This window comes from Candidatus Omnitrophota bacterium, assembly GCA_028715415.1.
Classification (GTDB): domain Bacteria; phylum Omnitrophota; class Gorgyraeia; order Gygaellales; family Profunditerraquicolaceae; genus JAQURX01.
Window position 1 is genome coordinate 1 of the sequence record JAQURX010000020.1, and the last position, 22980, is coordinate 22980.

At 37.4% G+C, this 22980-nt stretch carries 26 protein-coding genes; all 26 read left to right on the plus strand.

The features are described from left to right. Window positions 1-102 (plus strand): dihydrodipicolinate reductase C-terminal domain-containing protein (locus PHO70_08065; GenBank protein ID MDD5432917.1); only part of this gene is annotated, 102 nt, incomplete at its 5' end. Window positions 103-120: 18 nt separating this feature from the next. Then, a complete protein-coding gene (locus tag PHO70_08070) occupies window positions 121-1281 on the plus strand; it encodes an LL-diaminopimelate aminotransferase (protein ID MDD5432918.1) in 1161 nt (386 codons plus the stop codon). Beyond that, complete coding sequence (gene folK / locus PHO70_08075; GenBank protein MDD5432919.1) at window positions 1281-1682, plus strand: 2-amino-4-hydroxy-6-hydroxymethyldihydropteridine diphosphokinase; 402 nt, start codon at window positions 1281-1283, stop codon at window positions 1680-1682. The genes PHO70_08070 and folK overlap by 1 nt, the downstream gene beginning before the upstream one ends. Further along, a complete protein-coding gene (gene panC / locus PHO70_08080) occupies window positions 1679-2536 on the plus strand; it encodes a pantoate--beta-alanine ligase (GenBank protein MDD5432920.1) in 858 nt (285 codons plus the stop codon). The genes folK and panC overlap by 4 nt, the downstream gene beginning before the upstream one ends. Then, window positions 2533-3327 carry an aspartate dehydrogenase gene (locus PHO70_08085; GenBank protein ID MDD5432921.1) on the plus strand — a complete coding sequence of 265 codons (795 nt, stop codon included), beginning with the start codon at window positions 2533-2535 and terminating at the stop codon, window positions 3325-3327. Before panC ends, PHO70_08085 begins: the two co-directional genes overlap by 4 nt. A 37-nt stretch (window positions 3328-3364) precedes the next feature. Beyond that, window positions 3365-3604, plus strand: a complete 240-nt coding sequence (locus PHO70_08090; protein ID MDD5432922.1) for a hypothetical protein — start codon at window positions 3365-3367, stop codon at window positions 3602-3604. A 79-nt stretch (window positions 3605-3683) separates the two neighbouring features. Next, a complete protein-coding gene (locus tag PHO70_08095; GenBank protein ID MDD5432923.1) occupies window positions 3684-5336 on the plus strand; it encodes a hypothetical protein in 1653 nt (550 codons plus the stop codon). After that, entirely contained in the window at window positions 5326-8118 is a 2793-nt protein-coding gene (uvrA, locus tag PHO70_08100) for an excinuclease ABC subunit UvrA (GenBank protein MDD5432924.1), read from the plus strand. The genes PHO70_08095 and uvrA overlap by 11 nt, the downstream gene beginning before the upstream one ends. Before the next feature lie 22 nt (window positions 8119-8140). Further along, the gene (locus PHO70_08105; GenBank protein MDD5432925.1) at window positions 8141-10636 is read left to right on the plus strand and encodes a tetratricopeptide repeat protein; all 2496 of its coding nucleotides are present in this window, start codon (window positions 8141-8143) and stop codon (window positions 10634-10636) included. Between the two features lie 18 nt (window positions 10637-10654). Continuing rightward, window positions 10655-11287, plus strand: coding sequence for a MotA/TolQ/ExbB proton channel family protein (locus PHO70_08110; GenBank protein ID MDD5432926.1), 633 nt, complete (start codon window positions 10655-10657; stop codon window positions 11285-11287). A 24-nt stretch (window positions 11288-11311) separates the two neighbouring features. Beyond that, a complete protein-coding gene (locus tag PHO70_08115; protein ID MDD5432927.1) occupies window positions 11312-11713 on the plus strand; it encodes a biopolymer transporter ExbD in 402 nt (133 codons plus the stop codon). Window positions 11714-11716: 3 nt separating this feature from the next. Beyond that, the gene (locus tag PHO70_08120) at window positions 11717-12382 is read left to right on the plus strand and encodes a hypothetical protein (protein MDD5432928.1); all 666 of its coding nucleotides are present in this window, start codon (window positions 11717-11719) and stop codon (window positions 12380-12382) included. Beyond that, a complete protein-coding gene (locus PHO70_08125) occupies window positions 12375-12596 on the plus strand; it encodes a hypothetical protein (protein ID MDD5432929.1) in 222 nt (73 codons plus the stop codon). The genes PHO70_08120 and PHO70_08125 overlap by 8 nt, the downstream gene beginning before the upstream one ends. Window positions 12597-12742: 146 nt before the next feature. Beyond that, window positions 12743-12949: a winged helix-turn-helix domain-containing protein gene (locus PHO70_08130; protein MDD5432930.1), complete on the plus strand. Its 207-nt coding sequence runs from the start codon at window positions 12743-12745 to the stop codon at window positions 12947-12949. After that, window positions 12942-13382: a hypothetical protein gene (locus tag PHO70_08135; GenBank protein MDD5432931.1), complete on the plus strand. Its 441-nt coding sequence runs from the start codon at window positions 12942-12944 to the stop codon at window positions 13380-13382. Before PHO70_08130 ends, PHO70_08135 begins: the two co-directional genes overlap by 8 nt. Before the next feature lie 280 nt (window positions 13383-13662). Continuing rightward, entirely contained in the window at window positions 13663-13851 is a 189-nt protein-coding gene (locus PHO70_08140; protein MDD5432932.1) for a helix-turn-helix domain-containing protein, read from the plus strand. Next, window positions 13851-15413 carry a pilus assembly protein PilM gene (gene pilM, locus PHO70_08145; protein MDD5432933.1) on the plus strand — a complete coding sequence of 521 codons (1563 nt, stop codon included), beginning with the start codon at window positions 13851-13853 and terminating at the stop codon, window positions 15411-15413. The genes PHO70_08140 and pilM overlap by 1 nt, the downstream gene beginning before the upstream one ends. A 1-nt stretch (window position 15414) precedes the next feature. Beyond that, the gene (pilO, locus tag PHO70_08150) at window positions 15415-15945 is read left to right on the plus strand and encodes a type 4a pilus biogenesis protein PilO (protein MDD5432934.1); all 531 of its coding nucleotides are present in this window, start codon (window positions 15415-15417) and stop codon (window positions 15943-15945) included. After that, on the plus strand, window positions 15923-16414 hold the full coding sequence (locus PHO70_08155) for a hypothetical protein (protein ID MDD5432935.1): 492 nt from the start codon (window positions 15923-15925) through the stop codon (window positions 16412-16414). Before pilO ends, PHO70_08155 begins: the two co-directional genes overlap by 23 nt. After that, window positions 16398-17975, plus strand: coding sequence for a secretin N-terminal domain-containing protein (locus PHO70_08160; GenBank protein ID MDD5432936.1), 1578 nt, complete (start codon window positions 16398-16400; stop codon window positions 17973-17975). The genes PHO70_08155 and PHO70_08160 overlap by 17 nt, the downstream gene beginning before the upstream one ends. Window positions 17976-17978: 3 nt before the next feature. Then, on the plus strand, window positions 17979-19694 hold the full coding sequence (locus PHO70_08165; protein ID MDD5432937.1) for an ATPase, T2SS/T4P/T4SS family: 1716 nt from the start codon (window positions 17979-17981) through the stop codon (window positions 19692-19694). Continuing rightward, entirely contained in the window at window positions 19694-20929 is a 1236-nt protein-coding gene (locus PHO70_08170) for a type II secretion system F family protein (protein ID MDD5432938.1), read from the plus strand. Before PHO70_08165 ends, PHO70_08170 begins: the two co-directional genes overlap by 1 nt. A 127-nt stretch (window positions 20930-21056) precedes the next feature. Beyond that, window positions 21057-21449: a prepilin-type N-terminal cleavage/methylation domain-containing protein gene (locus PHO70_08175; GenBank protein ID MDD5432939.1), complete on the plus strand. Its 393-nt coding sequence runs from the start codon at window positions 21057-21059 to the stop codon at window positions 21447-21449. Window positions 21450-21459: 10 nt separating this feature from the next. Continuing rightward, the gene (locus PHO70_08180) at window positions 21460-21858 is read left to right on the plus strand and encodes a prepilin-type N-terminal cleavage/methylation domain-containing protein (GenBank protein MDD5432940.1); all 399 of its coding nucleotides are present in this window, start codon (window positions 21460-21462) and stop codon (window positions 21856-21858) included. 7 nt (window positions 21859-21865) lie between these two features. Further along, window positions 21866-22264: a type II secretion system protein gene (locus PHO70_08185; GenBank protein ID MDD5432941.1), complete on the plus strand. Its 399-nt coding sequence runs from the start codon at window positions 21866-21868 to the stop codon at window positions 22262-22264. A 9-nt stretch (window positions 22265-22273) separates the two neighbouring features. Beyond that, window positions 22274-22900: a prepilin-type N-terminal cleavage/methylation domain-containing protein gene (locus PHO70_08190; protein MDD5432942.1), complete on the plus strand. Its 627-nt coding sequence runs from the start codon at window positions 22274-22276 to the stop codon at window positions 22898-22900. Window positions 22901-22980: the final 80 nt, after the last annotated feature.

Consider the following 22980-nt stretch of genomic DNA (forward strand, 5'->3'; position numbering starts at 1 on the left):
CACACACGTGATTTATTTGCGCTGGGTGCTTTAAAAGCAGCAAAGTGGGTTGTAGGTAAACCAGCAGGTTTATATTCAATGCAGGATGTTTTAAGTAAATAATATAGGAGATAGAGAACCATGTTTAAGCTTTCTAAGAAACTCAACAGCCTTCCGCCTTATTTATTTTTAGAGATTGATAAAGCAAAAAGAAAAGCACGCGCAGAGGGAAGAGATATTATAGATATTGGGATAGGAGATCCCGACCAGCCAACGCCCAAATATATTATTGAAGCTTTGCATCAGGCTTCTCTTGATCCTTCCACCCATCGTTATGCCCTAGACCAAGGAATGCCGGCATTACGGCGTTCAATTGAAGGCTGGTATAAAAGAAGATTTAATGTTGATTTGAATCCAGATACCGAAGTTCTTCCCTTAATCGGCTCTAAAGAAGGTATTGCGCATTTTCCTTTGGGGTTTCTTAATGAAGGGGATTACTCATTGGTTCCCGATCCGTGTTATCCTCCATATAAAGGCGGAACAATCCTTGCAGGTGGCAAACCTTATTTAATGCCCCTTCTTGAACAAAACGCTTTCTTACCTGATTTGAAGAAAATTCCAGCGAGTATCTGCAAGAAAGCCAAGATAATTTTTATTAATTACCCTAATAATCCAACGAACGCTTGCGCTGAAAAAAGTTTTTTCAAGGAAGTAATCGATTTTGTGCGTAAGAATAAATTAATATTAATTTCCGATTTGGCTTATTCAGAAATGAGCTATGATGGATATAAGGCTCCGAGTATTTTTGAAGTGGAAGGAGCTAAAGAGGTTGCTATTGAGTTTCATTCTTTATCCAAAACTTATAATATGACTGGTTGGCGTGTTGGCTGGGCTTGCGGAAATTCTGAACTTGTGGCAGCATTAGCAAAAGTAAAATCCAATGTTGACTCAGGAATCTTTACTGCAATCCAATTGGCCGGAATTGCTGCACTTGAAGGCCCTCAAGACCATGTTAAAAATATGTGTGCTCTTTATCAAGAAAGGCGCGATGTTTTAGTAGGCGGTTTAAATTCTTTGGGTTGGAAAGTAAGAGTCCCAAAAGCTACGTTCTATGTTTGGATTAAGATTCCCAATAAAATGTCTTCTATCAAATTTGCAGCACTCTTACTTGAAAAAGCAAATATAGTTGCAACTCCCGGTGTGGGTTTTGGAAAATATGGAGAAGGTTATATCCGCATGGCGCTTACTGTTCCGAAAGAGAGGATAAAAGAAGCGCTTGAGCGTTTAAAAAAGATTTCTTAATGGCGATTTGTTATTTAGGTGTTGGTACAAACCTTGGGAATAAAAGGAAAAACATTAATTTATCCATTAAAAAGATTAACGCTTTGAAAGAGACAAAAGTTTTAAAAGTATCTAAATTAATTGAGACTAAGCCTGTTGGTGGGCCGGTGTCCCAAGGAAAATTTTTGAATGCCGCAATAAAAATCAAAACAAAATTCCCTCCCGCAATATTACTTCAAAAACTGAAAATTATTGAAATTGAACTTGGCCGCAAGAAAACCGTACGCTGGGGGCCAAGAGTAATTGATTTGGACATTTTATTATATGATGATTTGGTTTTGAACTCAAAAGAGCTTTGTATCCCGCATCCGCGGATGCTGGAACGTGAATTTGTGCTCAAGCCTTTATTAGAAATAATATGAAAATTATCCGCTGCAAGAATTTAATGTCTGTAATTTCCAGAAAGTTAATCCTTAAAGGTAAAAGCATTGGTTTTGTCCCGACCATGGGAGCTTTGCACGAGGGGCATCTTAGTTTAATCAGGCAGGCGCGGAAAGATAATGATATTGTTGTGGTTAGTATTTTTGTCAACCCTGCCCAGTTTGGCCCAAAAGAAGACTTTAAGAAATACCCCAGGAATCTTTTTTTGGACGCGGCATTATGCCGTAATGCAGGGGTTGATTTCATCTTTTATCCCCAAGCAAAAGAAATGTATCCCAAAGATTTTAAAACTTTTGTTGAGGTTAAAGAATTAAGCGATATCCTCTGTGGAGCAACTCGTCCGGGCCACTTTCGGGGGGTAGCAACAGTGGTAACGAAACTTTTTAATATCGTAGGCCCTAGCATTGCTTATTTTGGGCAAAAGGATGCCCAGCAGGTAGCTGTGATTAAGGCTATGGTTTCAGACTTGGATTTACCGGTTAAAATTAAAGTAATGCCTACTTTGAGGGAAAATGATGGCTTGGCGATGAGCTCCAGAAATAAATATCTAAATACTGCTCAACGCGCCCAAGCACAGGTATTGTATCGTTCTCTAAGAATAGCTAAATCTTTGATTAACCAGGGGATCAGGGATACCGGGAAAATAGTCCGTTTGATGAAGCAAGAAATCCATAAAGTAAAAATTGCAAAAATTGATTATGTCTCTATTGTGGATACTAAAAATCTAACTCCTATAAAAGAAATAAAAAAAGAATGTTTAATGGTTCTGGCAGTCTGGATCGGGAATACAAGGTTAATTGATAATATGGTAATAATACGGAGAATGCATCAATGAATAAAATAAGGATTGGGATTGTTGGCTGCGGAGCGATAGGCAGTTCCTTAGCTAAAACCATAAAGAATGATTTTAAATCGCAAGCATGCCTTGCGGCTGTATATGATATTGATAAAAATAAGTCAGGGAATTTTTCCGTTGCAACGACTTTTAGCCAATTAATCCAAAAGTCGGACTTGGTCATTGAGTCTTCGTCTGCAAAATGTTCTTATGAAATTGCCAGAGCTGTTTTATCAAAAGGCAAAGATGTAGTGATAATGAGCGTTGGAGGGATATCCGCAAAGTTTAATACATTAAATGAATTGGCAAAAAGAAAAAATGCCAAGATTTATATCCCGAGCGGAGCAATTGCCGGCATTGACGCGCTAAAAGCTGCAAAAATCTCAGAAATAAAGGAAGTTATACTTACTACTACAAAGAATCCACTTTCTTTTAAGGGAGTCAAGTTTATAGAAGATAGGAATATTAAGCTGGATACAATAAAAAAGGATAAGGTGTTATTTTTTGGCGCTGCTAAAGAAGCAGTTAAGTATTTTCCTCAAAATATCAATGTTGCGGCAATCTTAAGTATTGCTGGTATTGGCTTGGATAAGACTAAAGTTAAAATTGTTGCTTCTCCGCAAGTAAAGCGTAATATTCATGAAATAAAGATAATTTCTAAGGCAGGGGATATTTACACCCGCACAGAAAATGTTTTGCATCCTGATAATCCAAAGACGAGCTATTTGGCATTTTTATCAGCGGTTGCAGTTTTAAAGCAGATTTTAGAGCCAGTAAGAATAGGCTCTTGAGTTAAAAATTTTAAAAATAAAGGAGGTGATTTAGACTATGGCAGAAAAAGTAACCAAGGTAGGAGTTAAAAGAGAAAAAGGTTATCTCTATTACATCGATAAACAAGGAGACGTTTCTTGTGCAAAGATGGCAAGAGGAAGTAAAAAAGGGGGTAGCCCAAAGAAGGTAGCGAAGTGTGGAATTAAGAGAAAAGAAGGCTATCTTTATTTCTTGGATAAACAAGGAGATGTTTCTTGTGCCAAGATGAAAAGAGGCGGTAAGAAAAAAAAGAAATAAGTGTTTATAGAAGAAGGACCCCTGCAAAATAATAATTATTTTTGCAGGGGGCTTTCTTTTGAAGGCGTGTAGAACAGGCATGAAGAAATCATTTATTATAATCTTATGTTGTTTAGCTTTTGTTATTTATTCAAAAAGCTTAAATAGCGGATTTGTCCTTGATGATGAAGCTCTTGTGGTAAATAACCCTCTTATAAAATCTGCAAGCCTTGCCCCGCTTATTTTTGTTTCCGGGCTTTATGATTATCCGGAGATGAATTTAAACAAAATTCCTTTTGATAAGATGTACCGGCCGTTGCAGTTAGCCAGTTATAGTTTTGACTATAAGATATGGGGGATAAATCCTTTTGGTTTTCATCTTACGAACATTTTACTGCATATTCTTAATGGGGTCCTTGTGTATTTATTGTTTTCAATGCTTGCGCCAATTGCGGTTGCCCGGATAGCAAGCATCCTGTTTATTATTCATCCGATTAATACATCAGTAGTCTCGTATATCTCCGGAAGAGCTGATTTATTGGTTTGTTTTTTTATGTTAGCCAGTGTTTTTTTCTTTACCCGGTTTGCTATTCTTAAGAAGAAGTTTCTTTGTATTATAAGTATTTTTTGCGCGGCACTGGCGCTTCTTTGCAGGGAAAGCGCGATAATCCTGCCTTTATTTATTATGCTTATTTTATATTTGCTTAAAAAACAAGCGAGGGATTATCTTAATATTATTCCATTTGTTTTGTTGGGAGTAGCTTACCTTTTTATAAGGTATGCTGTTTTTGGGCCTTATGCTTTTTCTGTCCATCCTGATAACCTCGGATTTATCCCAAGCGTTACCAATCTCTTAAATATTATCCCAAGGTATTTATTAGTTTTAGTGTTCCCATACGGAATGCACATGTTCAGATCAACTCCGTTTGTAACAAATTTATTCAACGCACCATTTATATTCTTCTCTTTGTTTATCTTGGTTATTGTTTATTTGTCTTTCAAAGAAAAATTAAATAAATTGATTACTTTTGGTTTGTTATGGTTTATTGCCGGGTTCTTGCCGGTTTTCTCTTCTTTGGGGGCTTATCCTTGGTTAAAGAGGGTGATGATGGCGGAGAGCTGGTTGTATTTTTCGTCTTTAGGGATTTTTCTCTTATTTGCTTTGTTTTTAGATAGGATTAAAATATCAAGGAAACCCGTTTTTATTTTACTTTTATTATTCTATTCAACTGTTACTTTTATAAATGGCCAGCAATGGAGGAGTAACGTAAAAGCTTTTGAAAATATCTTAAAATATCTTCCGGATAATAACCCGATCCACAAGGAGTTGGCAAGGGCATATCTAAAATCCGGCATGCAAAAAGAAGCAGAAAAAGAGGTGAATAAATTTGCTGTTTTATTCCCTGAGGCAAGCGACCGGTACATATTGGAAGGAGACTTGTTATATTATAAGAATGAGCCAAAACAGGCTTTAGAAAAATATTATACGGCTTTGAAAGTTAATAAAGATAAGATTGAAGTTTATTATAAATTAAGCTTATGCTACGAGAAATTATCAGATTTCAATATGGCAATCAAGGTTTTAGTAAATTCTCTTATGTTAAATCCCCGTTATTTTGACAGCCTTGTGCAGATGGGTGATTTGTATGTGAAAAATAATGATTTCGCGCAAGCCGAAAAATATTATAGATTAGCTTTAAACATTGATCCTTCAAGCAAAGAATTAAAGGAAAAGATCAAGAATGCAAAATAACTCTATTATTATACGGGGCGCAAAGGAACATAATCTAAAAAATGTTAATTTAGATTTGCCTCGTAATAAATTAATTGTTGTTACCGGGTTATCAGGTTCGGGTAAATCAAGCCTGGCTTTTGATACTATTTACGCAGAAGGCCAGCGTAGGTATGTTGAAAGCCTGTCAAGCTATGCACGGCAGTTTTTAGAGCAGCTTCAGAAGCCTGATGTAGAGTATATTGAAGGATTATCTCCTGCTATTGCCATTGAACAGAGGACTGCTGGAGGGAATCCGCGTTCAACTGTGGCAACGCAAACCGAAATCTATGATTATTTAAGGCTTCTTTTCGCCCGCATTGGCAAGGTTTATTGTTATGAATGCGGCCTTCCCATAGAAAGGCAGTCTGCTCAGGAAATCGTAGAAAAGATTTTGACTTATCCTGTTGGCGGCGATATCCAGATTTTAGCTCCGATTATAAGAGGAAGAAAAGGGGAATATAAAGATGTATTTAATTTAATACAGAAATCGGGATTTGTGCGTTGCAGGGTTGATGGAGTAATATATGAATTGCCTGTAAAGGTTAATCTTGCAAAATATAAAACACATAATATTGAGGCTGTGGTAGACAGGCTTACTATCAATCAGTCGGTTAAGGGGAGGCTGACAGATTCAGTTGAGACAGCGTTAAAAGTAGGAAAAGGAATTGTTATAGTTGCCCATGGAGCCAAAGATTTTATGTTTAGCGAACAATATGCCTGCGTAAAATGCGGGATAAGTTATGCGGAAGTTGAGCCGCGGATTTTTTCTTTTAATTCTCCTTATGGCGCTTGCCCCGAATGTAATGGCCTAGGCACTAAATTTGAGTTTGATTTAAACCTGGTTGTCCCCGATAAAAACAAAACGATTAATGAGGGTGCACTTGCTCCTTGGAAAAGGGGAGGTAGAGGGTATATCCTTTATTATAGATGGATTCTAAGGGAGCTAGCATCCGAGCTGAATTTTGACCTTGATACTCCTTTTAAGAATTTAAGTAAAAATATACAAAAGGCAATCCTTTATGGCAGCCAGGTTGAGGTAAATGATAAGCCTTTTGAAGGATTAATCCCGCATTTGGAAAGATTATTTAAACAGACCGATAGTGATTATCTTAAAGAAGAAATTTCTAAATTCATGTCCAGCCAGCCGTGCCTTGCCTGCGGAGGGGCTCGTCTTAAAAAAGAGTCTTTAAGTGTTTTGATTAATGGTAAGAATATCTGGCAGATTGTGCAGATGTCAATTAAAGAAGCGAAACTATTCTTTTCTACTTTAAATCTTACGGAAAGGCAAAACCTGATTGCGCATGAAGTAGTAAAAGAGATAAAAGAGAGATTGCAGTTTTGTATAGATGTAGGGCTTGATTATTTAACGCTGGACCGTAAAAGCTCAACGCTTTCCGGAGGGGAATCCCAAAGGATTCGTTTAGCGACACAAGTTGGGTCTCGCCTTGTGGGTGTTTTATATATTTTAGATGAACCGAGCATAGGTTTGCATCAAAAAGATAACGCAAAGCTGATAAACACTTTGGAATCTTTGAGGGATTTGGGGAATACTTTGATAGTAGTTGAACATGATGAATACACGATTCGTACTGCGGATTATGTTGTTGACCTCGGCCCGGGAGCAGGCAGGCATGGAGGAAAAGTAATTTTTGCTGGGACTAAAGAAGATTTACTTAAAGATAAGAACTCTTTAACAGCGAAATATTTAAGAGGGGAATTAAAGATTGAGGCGCCTGAAGAAAGAAGGCATGTGGATTTGGCAAGGGCAATTGAAATTAAGGGTGCGCGAGAGCACAATTTAAAAAATATAAATGTGAAATTCCCTTTATCTTGTTTTATTTGTATTACCGGAGTTTCTGGGTCTGGAAAGTCAACTTTGATTGATGAAACTCTTTATAGAGGCTTAGCACAAAAGCTTTATAAATCTAAAGAAAGAGCTGGGCTTTGCGATAAAGTAACTGGAACCGAATTTATAGATAAAGTAATTGTTGTGGATCAATCTCCGATTGGCAGGACTCCTCGTTCAAACCCCGCGACTTATACGGGAGTATTTAATCATATAAGGGATTTATTCAGTAAACTTCCGGAATCAAAGATTAGAGGGTTTAAGCCGGGGAGATTTTCTTTTAATGTAAAAGGCGGGAGATGCGAGGCTTGTTCGGGAGATGGGATAAAAAAGATTGAGATGCATTTTCTGTCAGATGTCTATGTAAAATGTGATGTTTGTAAAGGCAGGCGTTTTAATGATTCTACATTAGAGGTAAAATTCAAAGGTAAATCTATCGCTGATGTTTTGGAGATGACAGTTGAAGAAGCGATGGAGCTGTTTTCTAATATACCAAGTATCAAAAATACGCTTGATTATCTTTATGATGTAGGGTTGGATTATGTCCAGTTAGGGCAGTTCGCCACGACGCTTTCAGGAGGGGAGGCGCAGCGTATTAAGCTGTCAAGCGAATTAAGTAAGCGTTCAACAGGCAAGACTCTTTATATCCTGGATGAGCCGACTACAGGGTTACATTTTGCTGACGTTGCAAAGCTAATCTCTGTTTTGCAAAGGTTGGTTGATAAAGGGAATACTGTCATTGTAATTGAGCATAATCTTGAAGTGATAAAGTGTTCTGATTATATAATTGACCTTGGCCCTGAAGGAGGGGACAAGGGGGGATTAGTTGTTGCAAGCGGAAAACCCGAAGACATAATTAGCGTAAAAAAATCCTATACGGGAGAGTTTTTAAGAAAGGCGTTGAATAAAAAATAGAGAAGTGGTATAGTTAAATCCAATGAGAAAATCAAAACTTAAGTTTTTATCATTCTTACTTTGCGCTTCCATATTATTTTATAATTTGTGTTTTGGGGCAAGCCATTCTTTATACGCTCAAGAAGCTAGTAAAGAAGATGAATCGCTTTTTTTAGCCAAAAAAGCATTTGAGGATGGGTTTTATGAAGTTAGCCTTGGAATGCTGGAGCGTTTTCTAAAAAATTATCCTGCTTCTCCAAAGCATGCAGAAGTTAATTTACTTATCGGAGAATGCTACTTTCACCAGAATCGTTTTCTTGAAGCGCTCAATAAATTTGAAGGTTTATTAAGTAAGCCTTCTTCTAATAATCTGAAAGACGCTATTTTTTATTGGATAGCCGAGGTGCAGTTTAAAGGGAATAATTTTGATAAAGCAGCGGAATATTACAAGAAGATTATTGATGAATTCCCTAATTCCGTTTATGCTCCCAATGCTTATTATTCCCTTGGATGGTGTTTGTTCCAATCCCAGAAATTTAACGACGCATTAAAGTTCTTTAAGGTTATAGAAGAAAAATACTCTAAAGAGCCGCAGGCAAAAGAAGCTTCTTTCAAAATAATAGAGTGCCTATATAATCTTAAAGATTATAATGCTTTAAAAGACAAACTTAAGCAATACCTGAAAGTCTACGCTAAAGATCCCGGAAGGCTGACCTACCTTTATTTTTACCTTGCGGAAGCGGATTATTATCTGAATAATTTTTCTGAAGCAATAGACGGATATTCCAAAGCTTCCATAAACACAAAAGATGATAAGCTTGAGGCCTTGGCTAAATTAGGCATGGCTTGGTCAAGCCTAAAACTTAAACGCTACAAGGAAGCCGAGAATGCTTTTAATGACATTAAACCGGCTAATCTGGAAAAGAGAAGTTTAGATGTTCTGTTGTTGGGTAAAGCTATTCTTTTGACTGAAACAAGCAGGATTGATGAATCAAGGAGAGTTTATGATGAGCTTCTTCTTATAACCCAGGACCCGGTTGTAATGACGCAGGCATACCTTGGTAAAGCTGATACTTTATATAATCTTTCAGATTATTCAAAGGCTGTAGATGTTTATAAAGAGGCCATTGCTAAAGTTAATGGCCAGGATGTCCCGCAGGATTTGATTGATAAATTGCATTATGGGTTAGCGTGGTCTTTCTTGAAAGAAGGCGAGTTTAAAGAAGCAATAAAAGAGTTCCGGATGATTGCTAAAGAAAGCGAAGATAAAGTAGTAAAAGTAAGCGCCTTATGCCAAATAGGAGATGCTTATCAGGATTCCGGTGACTATGCAAAAGCGCAGGAAGTTTATGATTCAATACTAAAGGATTATTCTGATAATTTCTATAGTGATTATGTGCAGTATCAGCTCGGCCTTACATTTCTCAAGGCTTCAAATTATGACGGAGCGATATTGTCATTCTTAAATTTTAAAAAGAATTTCTCCCAATCAAAGCTTCTTGATGAGGCAACCTATGCTTTAGGCTTGGCTTATTTCCAAAAACAAGATTACAATTCCAGCCGGGAAATATTTGAGAAATTCCAGGATCAGTTTAAGGAGAGCAATCTAAAATCAGATGCATTGTATTTATTAGGGACGAGCCTTTATAACCTTGGGAAATATACTGAGTCTATTGAGGTATTTAAAAATATCGTAAGGCTCTATGGCCAAAATCCCGAATTAATCCAGAAGGCAGAATATGAGATAGCAGATTGTTTTTACCAGATGGGAAATGAGAAGGAGGCTATGGAGAGGTTTAAATCTCTGCGTTCTAAATATCCCGATTCAAGTTTGACTGCGGAAATTATCTGGTGGCTGGGAGAATATTATTATCGGCACAATGATTTTATGTTGGCCCGTAGGTATTTTAATTCGCTTATTAAGGATTTCCCCAGGAGCAGCCTTATATCCGATGCTTATTATGCTTTAGGTTCAACTTATATTGAGGATTCCAAATATGATGAAGCGATCAAAAATTTTAAGAAAGCCGTGGAGTTAGGGAAGCCGGATTTGGCTGCGCAGTCAACTATCGCGATTGCCGATTGTTTTGTGAAGAAAGGTTCTCTTGATCAGGCTCTCGGAGAGTATAAAGATGTTATCAAGAAATTTCCTAATTTCTCCAGTGTTATCTATCCTAAGCTTGCAGAACTTTATTTTAATATGAATAATTACGATGAGGCATTGAATTATTACCGGAATAGCCTTGATATCGTCCCGGAAAAGGAAATGGGGGTAATCCAATTCAAGATAGCCGAAGTTTTAGAGTCAAAGGGAAAGCCTAATGAGGCAGTTGAAGAATATTTAAAGGCAACATACCTTTATCCCGGTAACAATAGTTTGGCAATAAAAGCTTACTTAAGAGTTTCGTCAATCTACGAGAACAGAGAAAATTATAAAGAAGCTCAGAATATTTATAAAAAAATTGTTGCAATGGGTGTTCCGGAGTCTAAATACGCGCAAGAACGCCTTGATTGGATAAAAGCAAATATAAAAAAATAAAGAAGGAGTTAATACACTATGGAACTATATAGAATGAGTTTTTGGCAGTTGTTTCTGGCAGGCGGGCCTGTCATGTGGCCGATATTATTATGTTCTATATTTGCGGTAGCGATAGTTTTAGAGAAAATTTGGTATTTGCGTAAGATTAATTTCGATAGCCAGGATTTTCTAAAGAAAATCCTGGATAAGATGAAGCGCAGTGAAGTAAGAGAAGCGCTGCAGATCTGTGATAGTATTAAGAGCCCTATCGCGAACATCTTAAAGGCAGGCATATTGAAATATGACCGGCCGCGCCAGCAGATAGTTGAAACAATCGAAGATGCTTCCTTATATGAAATACCGAGGGTAGAGAAGAATCTATCTACTCTGGCGACCATTGCGCATATTTGCCCGCTTTTAGGTTTACTTGGAACAGTGACGGGCATGATAAGATGTTTCCAGATTATTCAGGCCAAGGCTACTGTTTTTCATCCGGTTTCCCCCTCTGACTTGGCAGGAGGCATCTGGGAGGCATTATTGGCTACTGTCGCAGGCCTTGTTGTGGCCATACCGGTCTATGTCGCATATAATTACCTGGTCAGCCGGGTGAATAATCTTGTTTTAGAGATGGAGAAGATTTCCACTGAATTTGTAAATTTCCTTACTGAATAAGAAAATTAGCATAAAGGATGATGTATGAGATTTAAAGGAAGGATGAAACTTGAGCATGGGCTTCACCAAATAGATATCGTTCCTTTAATTAATACTATATTTCTTTTGTTAGTATTTTTCATGCTTACTTCTAACTTTGTACTGCAACCCGGGATAAGAGTAGATTTGCCTAAGGCAGTAACTAGTGAAGTTGTCAAATATGAGAATATTGAAATAGTATTGGATAAAGAAAATAAGATATATCTTAATGATAAGTTAATTACGATTGCTGATTTAAAATTGTTATTTCATCAGTTGTCAGGACGCAGCCAAACGGTTTTGGTTAAAGCGGATAAGCGGGCTTCTTTGGGAGTGATTGTAGAGATCTGGGATTTAGCAAGAAGCCAGGGGGTAAGCAGGATTAACCTGGCGACTAATCAAGAGTAAAGAATGCTTTCCCAACTTACATCGTTTAAAAAAATAATTTTTATTTCAATAGCAGGGCACCTGGTTTTTTTTACCTTCTTTAGTTTTTCTTTCAGCAGCAGGGTTCCTATCACAAATTATGCTCCGGTTTCTTTTTTAGGCCAGTTGTTAACTTATCCGCAGGTCAGTCAAATTATTAATAAAGATTTAAAGCTGTTTAATAGCACCAGGGTTATTAAAGTTAATGATAGCCATATCAATAAGGTAAGCACTGAAACAAAAGCTTCTGATTACCAGAGGCCGCAGGCATTGTTTGATTTTTGTTCAAAGCCTCAGGTATCGTCTATTTTTGTATCGGAGAAAGAAAGCTATACTGATAGCTTTAAGGACTTGCGCCTGCCTGTTTTAACAAGAAAAGAACAGAAACTGGTATTTCACCCCGTGCTTCCTTATAGCTTTAGTTTGTATTTCAAAGACCGTCAAACTGCACATGTTGAGCTTGCATTTAAAATCTCCGCACAAGGAAGCAGAGAGTTAGCGTTAGTTAAACGTAAGATATCATCAGGTAATCTGGAAGTTGACTTGTTAAGCCTTCGCTATATCGGTCATTATCTTTTCATACAAAAGTCAAAATTCTCTCCTAATAATTGGCAAACCGTTAAAATAGATCTTTCTGCCAAGAATGATTGAAATTGATTTTTCTATTGCCTTGGGTGTTTTTACAAGCCTTTTTTTAGGCGTTCTTTTTATTGTTTGGATATTTAACAAGAAAGATTCTGGCAAGGATTTAACTTTAGACCCAAAGTTTATCTGGTTCTGTTCTGTTTGCACCTATACCTATATTAATACTAAAGAAGATTCAATTTCAACTTGTCCGCGTTGTGGAAGTTATAATAAAAAGTAAGGTTGGTTGTAATTGTTTTTTAAAAATGTTATAATTAAACGTACTGGGACAGAATTGAAGCGCAATCGATCTAATAATTCATTCTGGTCCGAAAAAGTTATTGACAGTATCAATATTGATATTACAATAACTATAGAGGAGGAAAAATGATTACAGAAATTGGAATTATAGCCGGTGATATTTGGCATTTTTTAGATCAGCATGGGGAAGTTACTTTAACTGCTTTGGTTAAGGGTATTGATAAGCCGCGTGATTCTGCGCTTATGAGCTTAGGCTGGCTTGCAAGGGAAGGCCATGTTATTCTTAAACAGGTAAACGGCGATTACAGCATATCTTTACGAAAAGATGGTTGAAAGTAAAAGAAACGATAGAGGAGTTATATTATTTATTGTATTAGGGACTATTTTGGTAGTTGTTTTTTTAGCCAATGCTATCCTTGCTTTAATCAGTAATCAAACCCGTTTTACTCATCATCAAGTAAGTAGGATTCAAGGTTATTATGCTTCATGGGCCGGGATTAATTATGCCTATGAAATGCTTTCCAATGGAGGCTTGGCAATTCCTACAGTTAATAATCCCAGGATAATCACTATGTGTGCACCTGGAGGCGGTTGTACTATTAATGAAAATTTTGATAATAATGCTGCTGGTACAAGAACAGCAGTCCAAAGTGTAAGAATTACAATAGCGAACATAAATGATGCAATCTGCGGGAATCCTCCTCCTCCAGCCGGCGCTCAGGCTTGTATTAGATCTACTGCTGATTATGCTCTTGTTATGCCGTAACACCCCAATATTGATGCACTTATAGCTTTAAAAAAATTCCTATTAAATCCTTCCAGAAATTTCATAAAAAACATTGTAAAGAAATTCAAAAGGTACAATAACTATTATAATATAAGTAAGTATTTTATGTTGTTATATGCCTTAACAAGGCTGTTATTCCGACGCTGTTATTTCCACGAGTAAGTTTAAGTAAAAATGTATAAAAAAACAGTTGACAAGATAAGTGTCTTATGATTTAATTAACTCCACAATGATTTATTATAGGAGAAGATAGTATTCAATGGCAAGACTAATGGATGTTGATGAGTTAGCTGATTATTTAAGATTGCGCAAGCAGACTATTTATAATTGGCTTCACCAGAGAAAGATATCTGGAATTAAGGTTGGCGGGGTCTGGAGATTTGACCGGCGTGAAGTAGATAATTGGTTAAAAAGCAGAAGGCGTTTGTCAAAAACGGGAGATAGCTGATGGCTTCTTCATTAGGTATATATTTTGGACAAAAGAACATAAGTATTGCTGAGTCTAAAGGCAAGGCTCTTATTAAAGAGTCTCAGGTGTCAAGGGCGTTAATATCTTCTGAAGACTTGGAAGATAAAGCTACTTCAGATGTTAAGCTTGTAGCGTCTTTAAAAGAAGCATTAAGAACTGCTAATATTGAATGCAAAGATGCTGTTCTTTGCCTTTCGGGTAAAGATCTTATTGTGCGTACGTTTGAAATGCCTGTTTTGCCTAAAGATGAATTGCAGAACGCGATAAATTTTGAGGCTAAGAAGTATATCCCTTTTAAATTTGAGGATATGATTTCGGATTCACGTTCGTTTCTAAATAATAAAACGCGGACTAACTCAGTTGTGTTTATAGGGATTAAAAAGGACTCTTTAGTAAAATATCTTTCTCTTTTTCAGCAATTGAATATCAAAGTTAGCTCTATTGAATATTCACCTTTTAGTTTAACGCGGTTCTTGAAAGCTATGGGGATTGATGATAAAGGGGCAATTGCTGTCTTAGACCTATGTACTTCCGGGGAAGATGAGATTAATTTTACCGTATTGGAAAATGGATTTCCGTTATTTAGCCGCGATATAGACCTAATCAGCGGCCCGCAAGGCCCGGAAAGCCCCGAAGAAGTCCCGGGGTCTATGATAGAAAAGTTGAAAACCGAAGTAAGGGTTTCGCTTGATTATTTCCACCGTAAAGCCCCGGATAAAAAAATAAGAAAAATATTTTTATTCTCTGAGCAAGAAGCTCGCTCCGATATAGAAGCTTTCCTTAATGAACTAGGGCTTTTGCCGCAATATATTGAGACTTCAAAGATTTTTAAATCTACTCGTCCATATTCTTTAAGTTTAATTAAGGCTTATTCTTCTTCTTTAATCGGCAGTGTAAAAATACCCTTGGTTTTTGAGTTATTGAAAGAAAAGGCCAAGCCTAAGCTCCAGCCTATGAAAGATGCTGCTGCTTTAAACTTAGATGTTAATTCTTTATTTGCTGATTTTGTTTTGGATTTTAGGATGATAGTTGTTGGAGCTCTCATTTGTTTGGGTACTTTTGGCTTTGCTTTATTCCGTGTTTTGCCTGTTCGTAATGAACTAAACAGGATTAAAACTCAAAGAATTGAAGTTTCTTCTATAGCAGCAACTTCTTCTCCAGAAGAATTAATTGCGAAAGAAGATTCGTATAGAGAACAATTAAACACAGTAGACAAGTTTATAAAAAAACAATTGTATGTTACTAAGCCTCTTAATGTTATCCCTGCAGTTATCCCAGATGGGATCTGGCTGGATGATTTTACGTTTAGTAAGACAGATCAAGGTAGGCCAGAGCTCGCATTAAGAGGAGTTGCTTATTTGAGTGATAGCAATAAAGAATTTACTGTGGTTAATGAGTTTGTTTCTAATTTAAAGAATAATCCTGAATTCTCCGGTTATTTTAAGGAGATTGCGGTTAGTTCAATTGATAGCGGTTCGTTAGGGAAATTCACTGTTACGAATTTTTTAATTTTATGTAAGGGTTTAGATAAAGGGAAATAATATGGCAAGAGAGATAGATAAAAATACGATTATTAATTTAGGTTTTGTTTTGATCGGTATTATTATTTCCGTGTATATCTATAATCAGAATACAAAAGAAATCAAGTCTTTGGAGTTTAATCAGGAGCAGGAGAAAAAAAGAAATGCTGCTTTGTTAGGGATTAGCGAGTTAGAAAAAAGAATAGATGTTTATAAGAGGCTTTTACCAAAGAAAGAGGCAAGCGCTATTATTAATGAGTTAACTTCTTTTGCTCAGAGTGCCGGCGTCCAGGTTGTTTCAGTCAGGCCCTCTGAAGAAAAAATCACTTCGTATTGCGTGTTATCTCCTTTTGATGTAGTTATTAATGCTTTAGATTACCATGCTGTAGGCAGGTTTGTTAGCAGTATTGAAAGCTCGAAGGACGTTTATTTAGTAGATAATGTAAACATAAGAAATGAGGGTCAAAGAACAAAAGGTTTAGTTGCTAACTTAAAGGTAACTAGCGTTGCTTTAGCAGAGCAGGGTCAAAATGAAGAAAAAAAACCTTATTAAAATTATGTTTATTTTAATATTTAATTTAATTTGCGCTGGCAATCTTTTTGCACAAAAGCCCGATGAGACTTCTAGCAGGATTGAGAAACTTATTAAGCGAGAAGAAGAAAAACCATTGGTTGTTTTTGAAAGGCCAAATATTGTGTATAATTCTCAAGGCGCAAGGGACCCATTCAAAGGTTTAGTGCAGCCGGAGGAAGCATCTGCTTCCTCTTCATTTACAACGCAAGAAAGACCTCTTCCCGCATTTACTATCCAGGGTGTAATCTGGGGTGGGGTTTTGCCTCAAGTAATAATGAATAATAAAGTTTTAAAAGTAGGCGATATAATAGAGGAAGCTCAAATTGTAAGTATTGATAAAGAAGGGGTGATTGTACTCTTCGATGGAAGGCAGTATAACATATCATCCCCAGTAGCTTCAGCAAGTATGATTAAAACCAAGGAGGATTCTAATGTCCAGGGCAATTAAATTAAATGTTTTTATTTTTATTGCAGGTTTGTTCTTTATGCTTCCAAGGTTAAATGCTGACCCTAAAGTTACTATTATGGATTTAGAGCCTGTGGTCTCAATGGATTTTCAGGACGCTAATTTAAAAGATGTCTTGAAAGTCTTGTCCATTCAATCCGGGCTAAATTTTATTGCTTCTGAGTCTGTGCAGGATAGAAAGGTAACTCTTTACCTGGATAAAGTTCCTGTTAAGGAAGCAATGGACAAATTATTTAAAGCAAATAATCTTACTTATGACATAAACAAAGAATCAAATATTTTTATTGTAAAAGATTGGGGTAAGCCTCAACTAGAAACAGTAACAAGAGTATTTTATCTTAAATATGCTACAGTGTCTTCTTCTTCACTAAAAGAGGAAATGGGAACAGCATTAAAGCCTCCTGAGGATAGTTCTGGAGGGTCTTCTGGGCCAACACCTTCTTCCTCTTCTTCTTCAGGAGGAGGTTCTTCTAGTAGCAGTGAGGGAAAATGGAAAGCCGAAGAAGATGTAGGTATAACAAATGTAATAAAGAAATTACTTACTCCAGCCGGCTCAGTTATTGAAGATTTCAGAACGAATAGCCTTATTATTACTGATAGCCCGAGACAGATGGAAGTTATTGCAGGAGTCATCGCTTCTTTAGACACCCAGTCTCCTCAGGTAATGCTTGAAGTTGAAATGTTGGATGTAAGTAAGAATGTAGTTGATAAGTTAGGTTTTGATTGGACCAATGCAGGTTCTTTTGCTATGCAGATAGTCAGTGCTTCAAGGAGCCTGCCATTTCCTATATCTGGATTTAAGCCGGATACCGCGTCTAAGACTTTTACTCCCGGAACTTTAAGTTTTCCTACAAATCTTAAGTTTGTTTTTGATTATTTAACTACCCAAACAGATACAAAGTTTTTGGCTCGTCCGCGTATCCTTACATTAAATAATGAACCTGCTGAAATTAAGATTGCTAGTAATGAATCAATTGGCGTTAAAACAACTACTGCGGCAGCTGGGGGATCTTCCGGGACAACTACTTCAGAAGCAGAAAGAGCGCTGACAGGTGTAATCTTAAGAGTAATTCCTCAGATTAATGTTGAAGCTGGCGAAATAACTATGTTCATTAATCCAAAGGTTTCTGAAGCGATTCAAGGCAATACTTTAACAAGTGATGGGAAAACAAACCAATTCAGAGATCCTGAAGAGAGAAGTTCAAAGTCTCTTATAAGGATTAAAGACGGGGAAACAGTAATTATTGGAGGGTTGTTGCGTAATGAATTCAGCCAGGTTACTACAAAAGTGCCTTTTCTCGGAGATATTCCGATTCTTGGAGCTGTGTTTAGGCATAAAGGTGGGACTTCTGACAAAAATAAACAGCGTGAACTTTTAATTTTTATTACTCCGCATATTAGAAAAGATGTAATAACTTCATCAAGCGTTCAACTTGCTCAGGCACCCAAACAAAGCTTACCAGCCCGGGAACAGGATGTGGCTTTAGGGTTTAACCGCGATTTGGCAATAAACTCCAGCTTAAGGAATTTTGAAAAAAAATAACTAATGCCCAAGGAAAAATATCTTAAATTAGGCGAGCTCCTTATTAAGGAAGGCCTGATTAATTCCAGCCAGTTAGAAAAAGCAATAAACGTCCAAAGGCAGGAAGGTGGCCGCTTAGGAGAGGTTTTAGTTAAGTTAGGCATGGTAAAAGAAGACCAGATGGTTGCTGTTCTGGGTAAACAACTTAACATTCCTTATTTCTCCTTAGGTACCGGAATGCTTAATCCCGCCATTGATCAGGGCATGAACCAGCTTATCCCTCACGATTTTGCTATGAAGAATATTGTACTGCCATTATCACGAACAATGAAATCTCTTACAGTCGCTATGTTTGATCCTCTGGATATTATTCTTATAGATAATCTAAAAAGATTGACTGGTTGTGAGATTAATCCGGTGATTGCCACAAAACCGGATATTATGAAGGCAATTGAGCAGTTTTATGGCAAATCCGGAATGCTTAAACAGGTTGTGGATGCAAGTTATGATAGTAATAATACAGAGACTATAACTTCGGATGTAATTGAGCAGGAGTTGAGTTTAGATAAATTAGTTGCGCGCGCTGAAGAAGCTCCTGTTGTAAAATTAGTTGATTTGATTATCAGGCAGGCAATTGACGAGAGAGCTTCTGATATTCATATAGAGCCGTTTAAAGACAGGATTTCTTTAAGGTACCGTATAGATGGGAAGCTTATAGAGATACCTCCTCCCGCAAAACATCTGCATATGCCTATAATTTCGCGTATTAAAATACTTGCCCGTCTTGATATTGCGGAAAAACGCCTTCCTCAAGATGGAGCTATTCTTGTAAAGATTGAGGGCCGTCCAATAGATATAAGGCTTTCAATTATTCCGACTATACACGGGGAAAAAGCAGTATTAAGAATTTTAGACCGTGGCAGCTTGGTTTTAGATTTAGCAAAGATGGGCTATGAGGGAAAGCAATTGGAGAATATACGTATAGCTATACATAAACCTTACGGGTCTATATTTGTTACAGGGCCAACCGGCAGTGGAAAGTCAACTACGCTTTATACTATTTTAAATGAAATAAAGAACCCGGCGACAAATATTGTTACAGTTGAAGATCCCGTAGAGTATAAGCTTGATGGAGTTAACCAAGTACAGGTTAAGCCTGATATTGGGCTTACGTTTGCTTCAGCGCTGCGAAGTTTCTTAAGGCAGGACCCCGATGTAATGCTGGTTGGTGAAGTAAGAGATTTGGAAACTGCCCAGATTTGCATTCGTTCCGCCTTAACAGGGCACTTGGTTTTAAGTACTCTACATACTAATGATGCTTCTCAGGCTGCAACCCGGCTTGTGGATATGGGTATTGAGCCGTATATGCTTGCTCCATCGCTTTTATTAATTGTTGCTCAGCGTTTGTTAAGGAAATTATGCCCTGATTGTAAAGAAGCTTATGAGCCTACAGCAGATCAATCAAAGAATATTAAATTAAAAGCTGAATTAATCTATAGGCCTAAGGGTTGCCCAAAATGCAATAATATTGGTTACAAAGGAAGAACTTGCATAGGGGAGGTTTTAGTTGCAAGTGAAAAAATTAAAGAATTAATTAACAGAAAGGCTTCGTTTCAGGAGATTAAAGAGTTGGCAAGAAGTGAAGGCATGCAAACATTGTACGAGTCAAGCATAAAGAAAGTTGAAGCAGGAATAACTTCTTTGGAAGAAGCGCTCTCGGTTACATTAGGAGGAGATTAGTGTCAAAATTTTATTATATAGTAAGGGATCAATCCGGGCATAAGACCAGCGGAGTTGAGGACGCGGGCACGCAGGAAGAGGCCATTAGCAAACTGCAGGCTAAAGGCTTTATTGTTATAAGTGTAATTGCAGAGCGTAAAGAAGAAATCCCTGTGCTTAAAGAGGAAGCAGCTAAAATTAAGTTTAAGCCTAAACATAATAGCATAACTAGTGAGGATTTGGTTTTATTCTGCCGTCAGATAGCAACGCTCCTTGGCGCAGGTGTTACAATTCTAAAGAGTTTGGAAATAATTTCTATGCAGGTTTCCAGTTACCAGCTTAACAAGGTTTTGCAGGATTTAAAAAAAAGGATGGAGTCTGGCCTTAGCTTTCATGAAGCAATGGCAAAGCATCCAAGGGTTTTTTCTGACCTTTGGATTAATCTTGTTGAAAGCGGGGAAGCTTCAGGTAACTTGGCTGTAGTTTTATCGCGCCTTGCAACTTATTTGGAAAGAAATGCTGCATTTAAAGCCAAAATCATTTCAGCGCTTGTTTATCCAACGCTTTTAACTGTTGCGGGAATTGGCGCCCTTCTTTTTATGACAATAAAAATTATCCCTACCTTTGCGCAGGTTTTCTCAGGGTTTAATATTGAACTTCCTCCATTAACTAAATTCCTTCTTTTTGTAAGCAATTTTTTGCGCTCAAAATTCATACTTTTAATTGTTATTTTTGCTGCAGCAGGTTATTTCTTTAGAAGATATATCCGGACAGAAAACGGCAGGAGAAAATGGGAGAATTTTTTATTTAAGCTTCCGAATGCGGGAGAATTTTTTCGTGCCATAACAATGGAAAGATTTTCTTCTGAGATGTCTACTTTGCTTGAGAGCGGAGTTCCGATATTATATTCTTTGGAGATTGCAGAACACAGCGTTGGGAATTTAGTGGTAGCTGATATAATAAGAAAGATTAAGGATGGAGTAAGAGAAGGAAAAACTTTAAGAGAACCTCTTGAAAAGAGCGGTTTTTTTGATCCTATGCTTGTGCAGATGGTCAGTATTGGGGAGGAGATTGGAGAGCTTCCACAGATGTTTAAGAAAATTAATGTTTTTTATCAGGAATATACTGAAACATATTTAACCCGTTTTGTTTCTATGTTTGAGCCAATAATTCTTCTTGTTATGGGTACGGCTATAGGAGTAATGGTTATCGGAATGTTTCTGCCGATATTCCAGATTGCAAAAATTGGAGGATAAAAAATATCGGATTGACTTTAGAATCCGCATAATGTATATTTATATGGTGGGATAAGGAGGTGAGTAAAAACACCTAAAGAACGTTCTTATAAAATAAAAAAATTTTCTAAAAAGAAAGGAGACGGCGATGAAAAGAGGTTTTACGTTAATAGAGTTGATAGTAGTTGTAATTGTTATTGGTATCTTAGCAACTATCGCAGTTCCTCAGTACATGGCAGCAACTGAAAGAGCAAAGGGTGGTAAAGCAAGGCATGCTTTAGGTTTGATTGCCCAAGGTGAGAAATTATTCCGTGCTGAAAGAGATACTTATGTCGCGTTTGGTGTAGGTGGTGCTCAAGCTGCTATTGGAAACTTCATTGAAATGAACGAAGTTGATGCTGATGCTGATTGGACGTATGCTGTAGGTGGCGTAGGTCCAGTAGGTTTTACAGCGACAGCTACAAGAAGAGCTGGCGGTAATGCGGGTGAAACTATTACTTTAACTCAAGCTGGAGTTTGGGGTGGAAACTTTACACCTTAATTTATAAAAAATGAAGAAAGCTTTTACTTTGCTGGAGTTAATAGTTGTTGTAGTAATTGTGGGGATATTAGCTACTTTTGCTATGCCGCAGTTTGAGATAACTAAGGAACGAGCGCTCGACAGAGAAGCCCAAGGTACTCTTGGGCTTCTCAGAGCAGCTGAGCGTGCTTGGTTTATGGAACATAATAGAACTTTCTATCCTCCGGGAGGAGGTACTACTAGTGATCCGGTTGCGATAAGCCGTGATTTGCGTGTTGATTTGAATACGCAAAATTGGACTTATACTGTTGATAGCGGTGCTCTACAAGCAAGAGCAAGGCGGACCACGGGTGGTAGAATCCGGACTTTGGCTATAGCATTTAATGGCTTTGCTAATCCCGGTTGTATAGCAGGCGCTTGCTTACCTTAAAATAACCATGAATACAAAAAAAGCTATGACCTTAATGGAAATAGTTGTTTCTATGGTTATACTCGGCCTTATAATGGCAGGTTTAGCGAATGCTGTTGTTTCCGGGAAAAGGTACATTGTCCATAGCCGCGCACGTACCGCAGCCAGCCAATTAGGTAAGATTTTCTTGGATCCTCTTCAGATGGATATAAGAGGAGATACTTGGGATACTGCTGCCAATGGTTTAACAGCTGGCCAGACATTTTGTGGTCAAGCTGGCACGCAAAATCCTGTTTGTAATAATATAAATGCTAACCTAAGAAACGTAGACCGTCCTTATACAGCTGAATATAATATCAATACTCCTTTTTTCCCGGCATTACCTAATTTACGTAGAGTTAGTGTTACTGTCCACTGGCAGGAATAAGTTTAAAGCATGAAAAACAATCTCTCCGGTTTTACTCTGATGGAAGCAATAATCTCCGTTGTAATCTTTTCTTTAGTGATTTTAAGTATTTATAGTATTGATGGGTTCGCCCGCCATCATGTTATCCTTTCTCAGAGGCAGACTGTTTTGCAAAACGAAGTTTCTTTTATTATGGAGCATATGAGAAAGACTTTTGCAGGGACAAATGTTTCTGGGGGAGCAATTGGAGGCTTGGCTAATCCTCCAGTAGTAACTGTTAATAATAACGAATTTAACGTTAGGGTTGATAGTAATAGAAACGGCGAAGCAGACGCTAATGATAACTGGGTAAATTATAGAATTAATCCTTTGAATGGTGTAGTTTTCTTTACAGCTAATGGAGTGGTAGATTGGTTGTCAACCGGGCATATTATGCCGAATTTTGAGAACTTAGGCGCAGCTACCGGAAATTTAGTTCCTTCCAATAATAGATCATGTATATCTTATCGTATTGTACCTCCTTTGAATAATTATATTGATGTTCAGCTAACTGCATGTTGGGATCCTAGTCAGACTAGTTTTCCAATCAATACCCCTGATAATCCTTGTGTTACTTTGCGCAGCCGCATTAATATGCCTTCTGTTTCTACCAATTAAACCCCAAAGTCGAAACTGTTTCCAAGCCAATCGGGAAAGTGGGTCTTTGTCTTTTCTGTTGTTAATTCTGTTAAAATGAG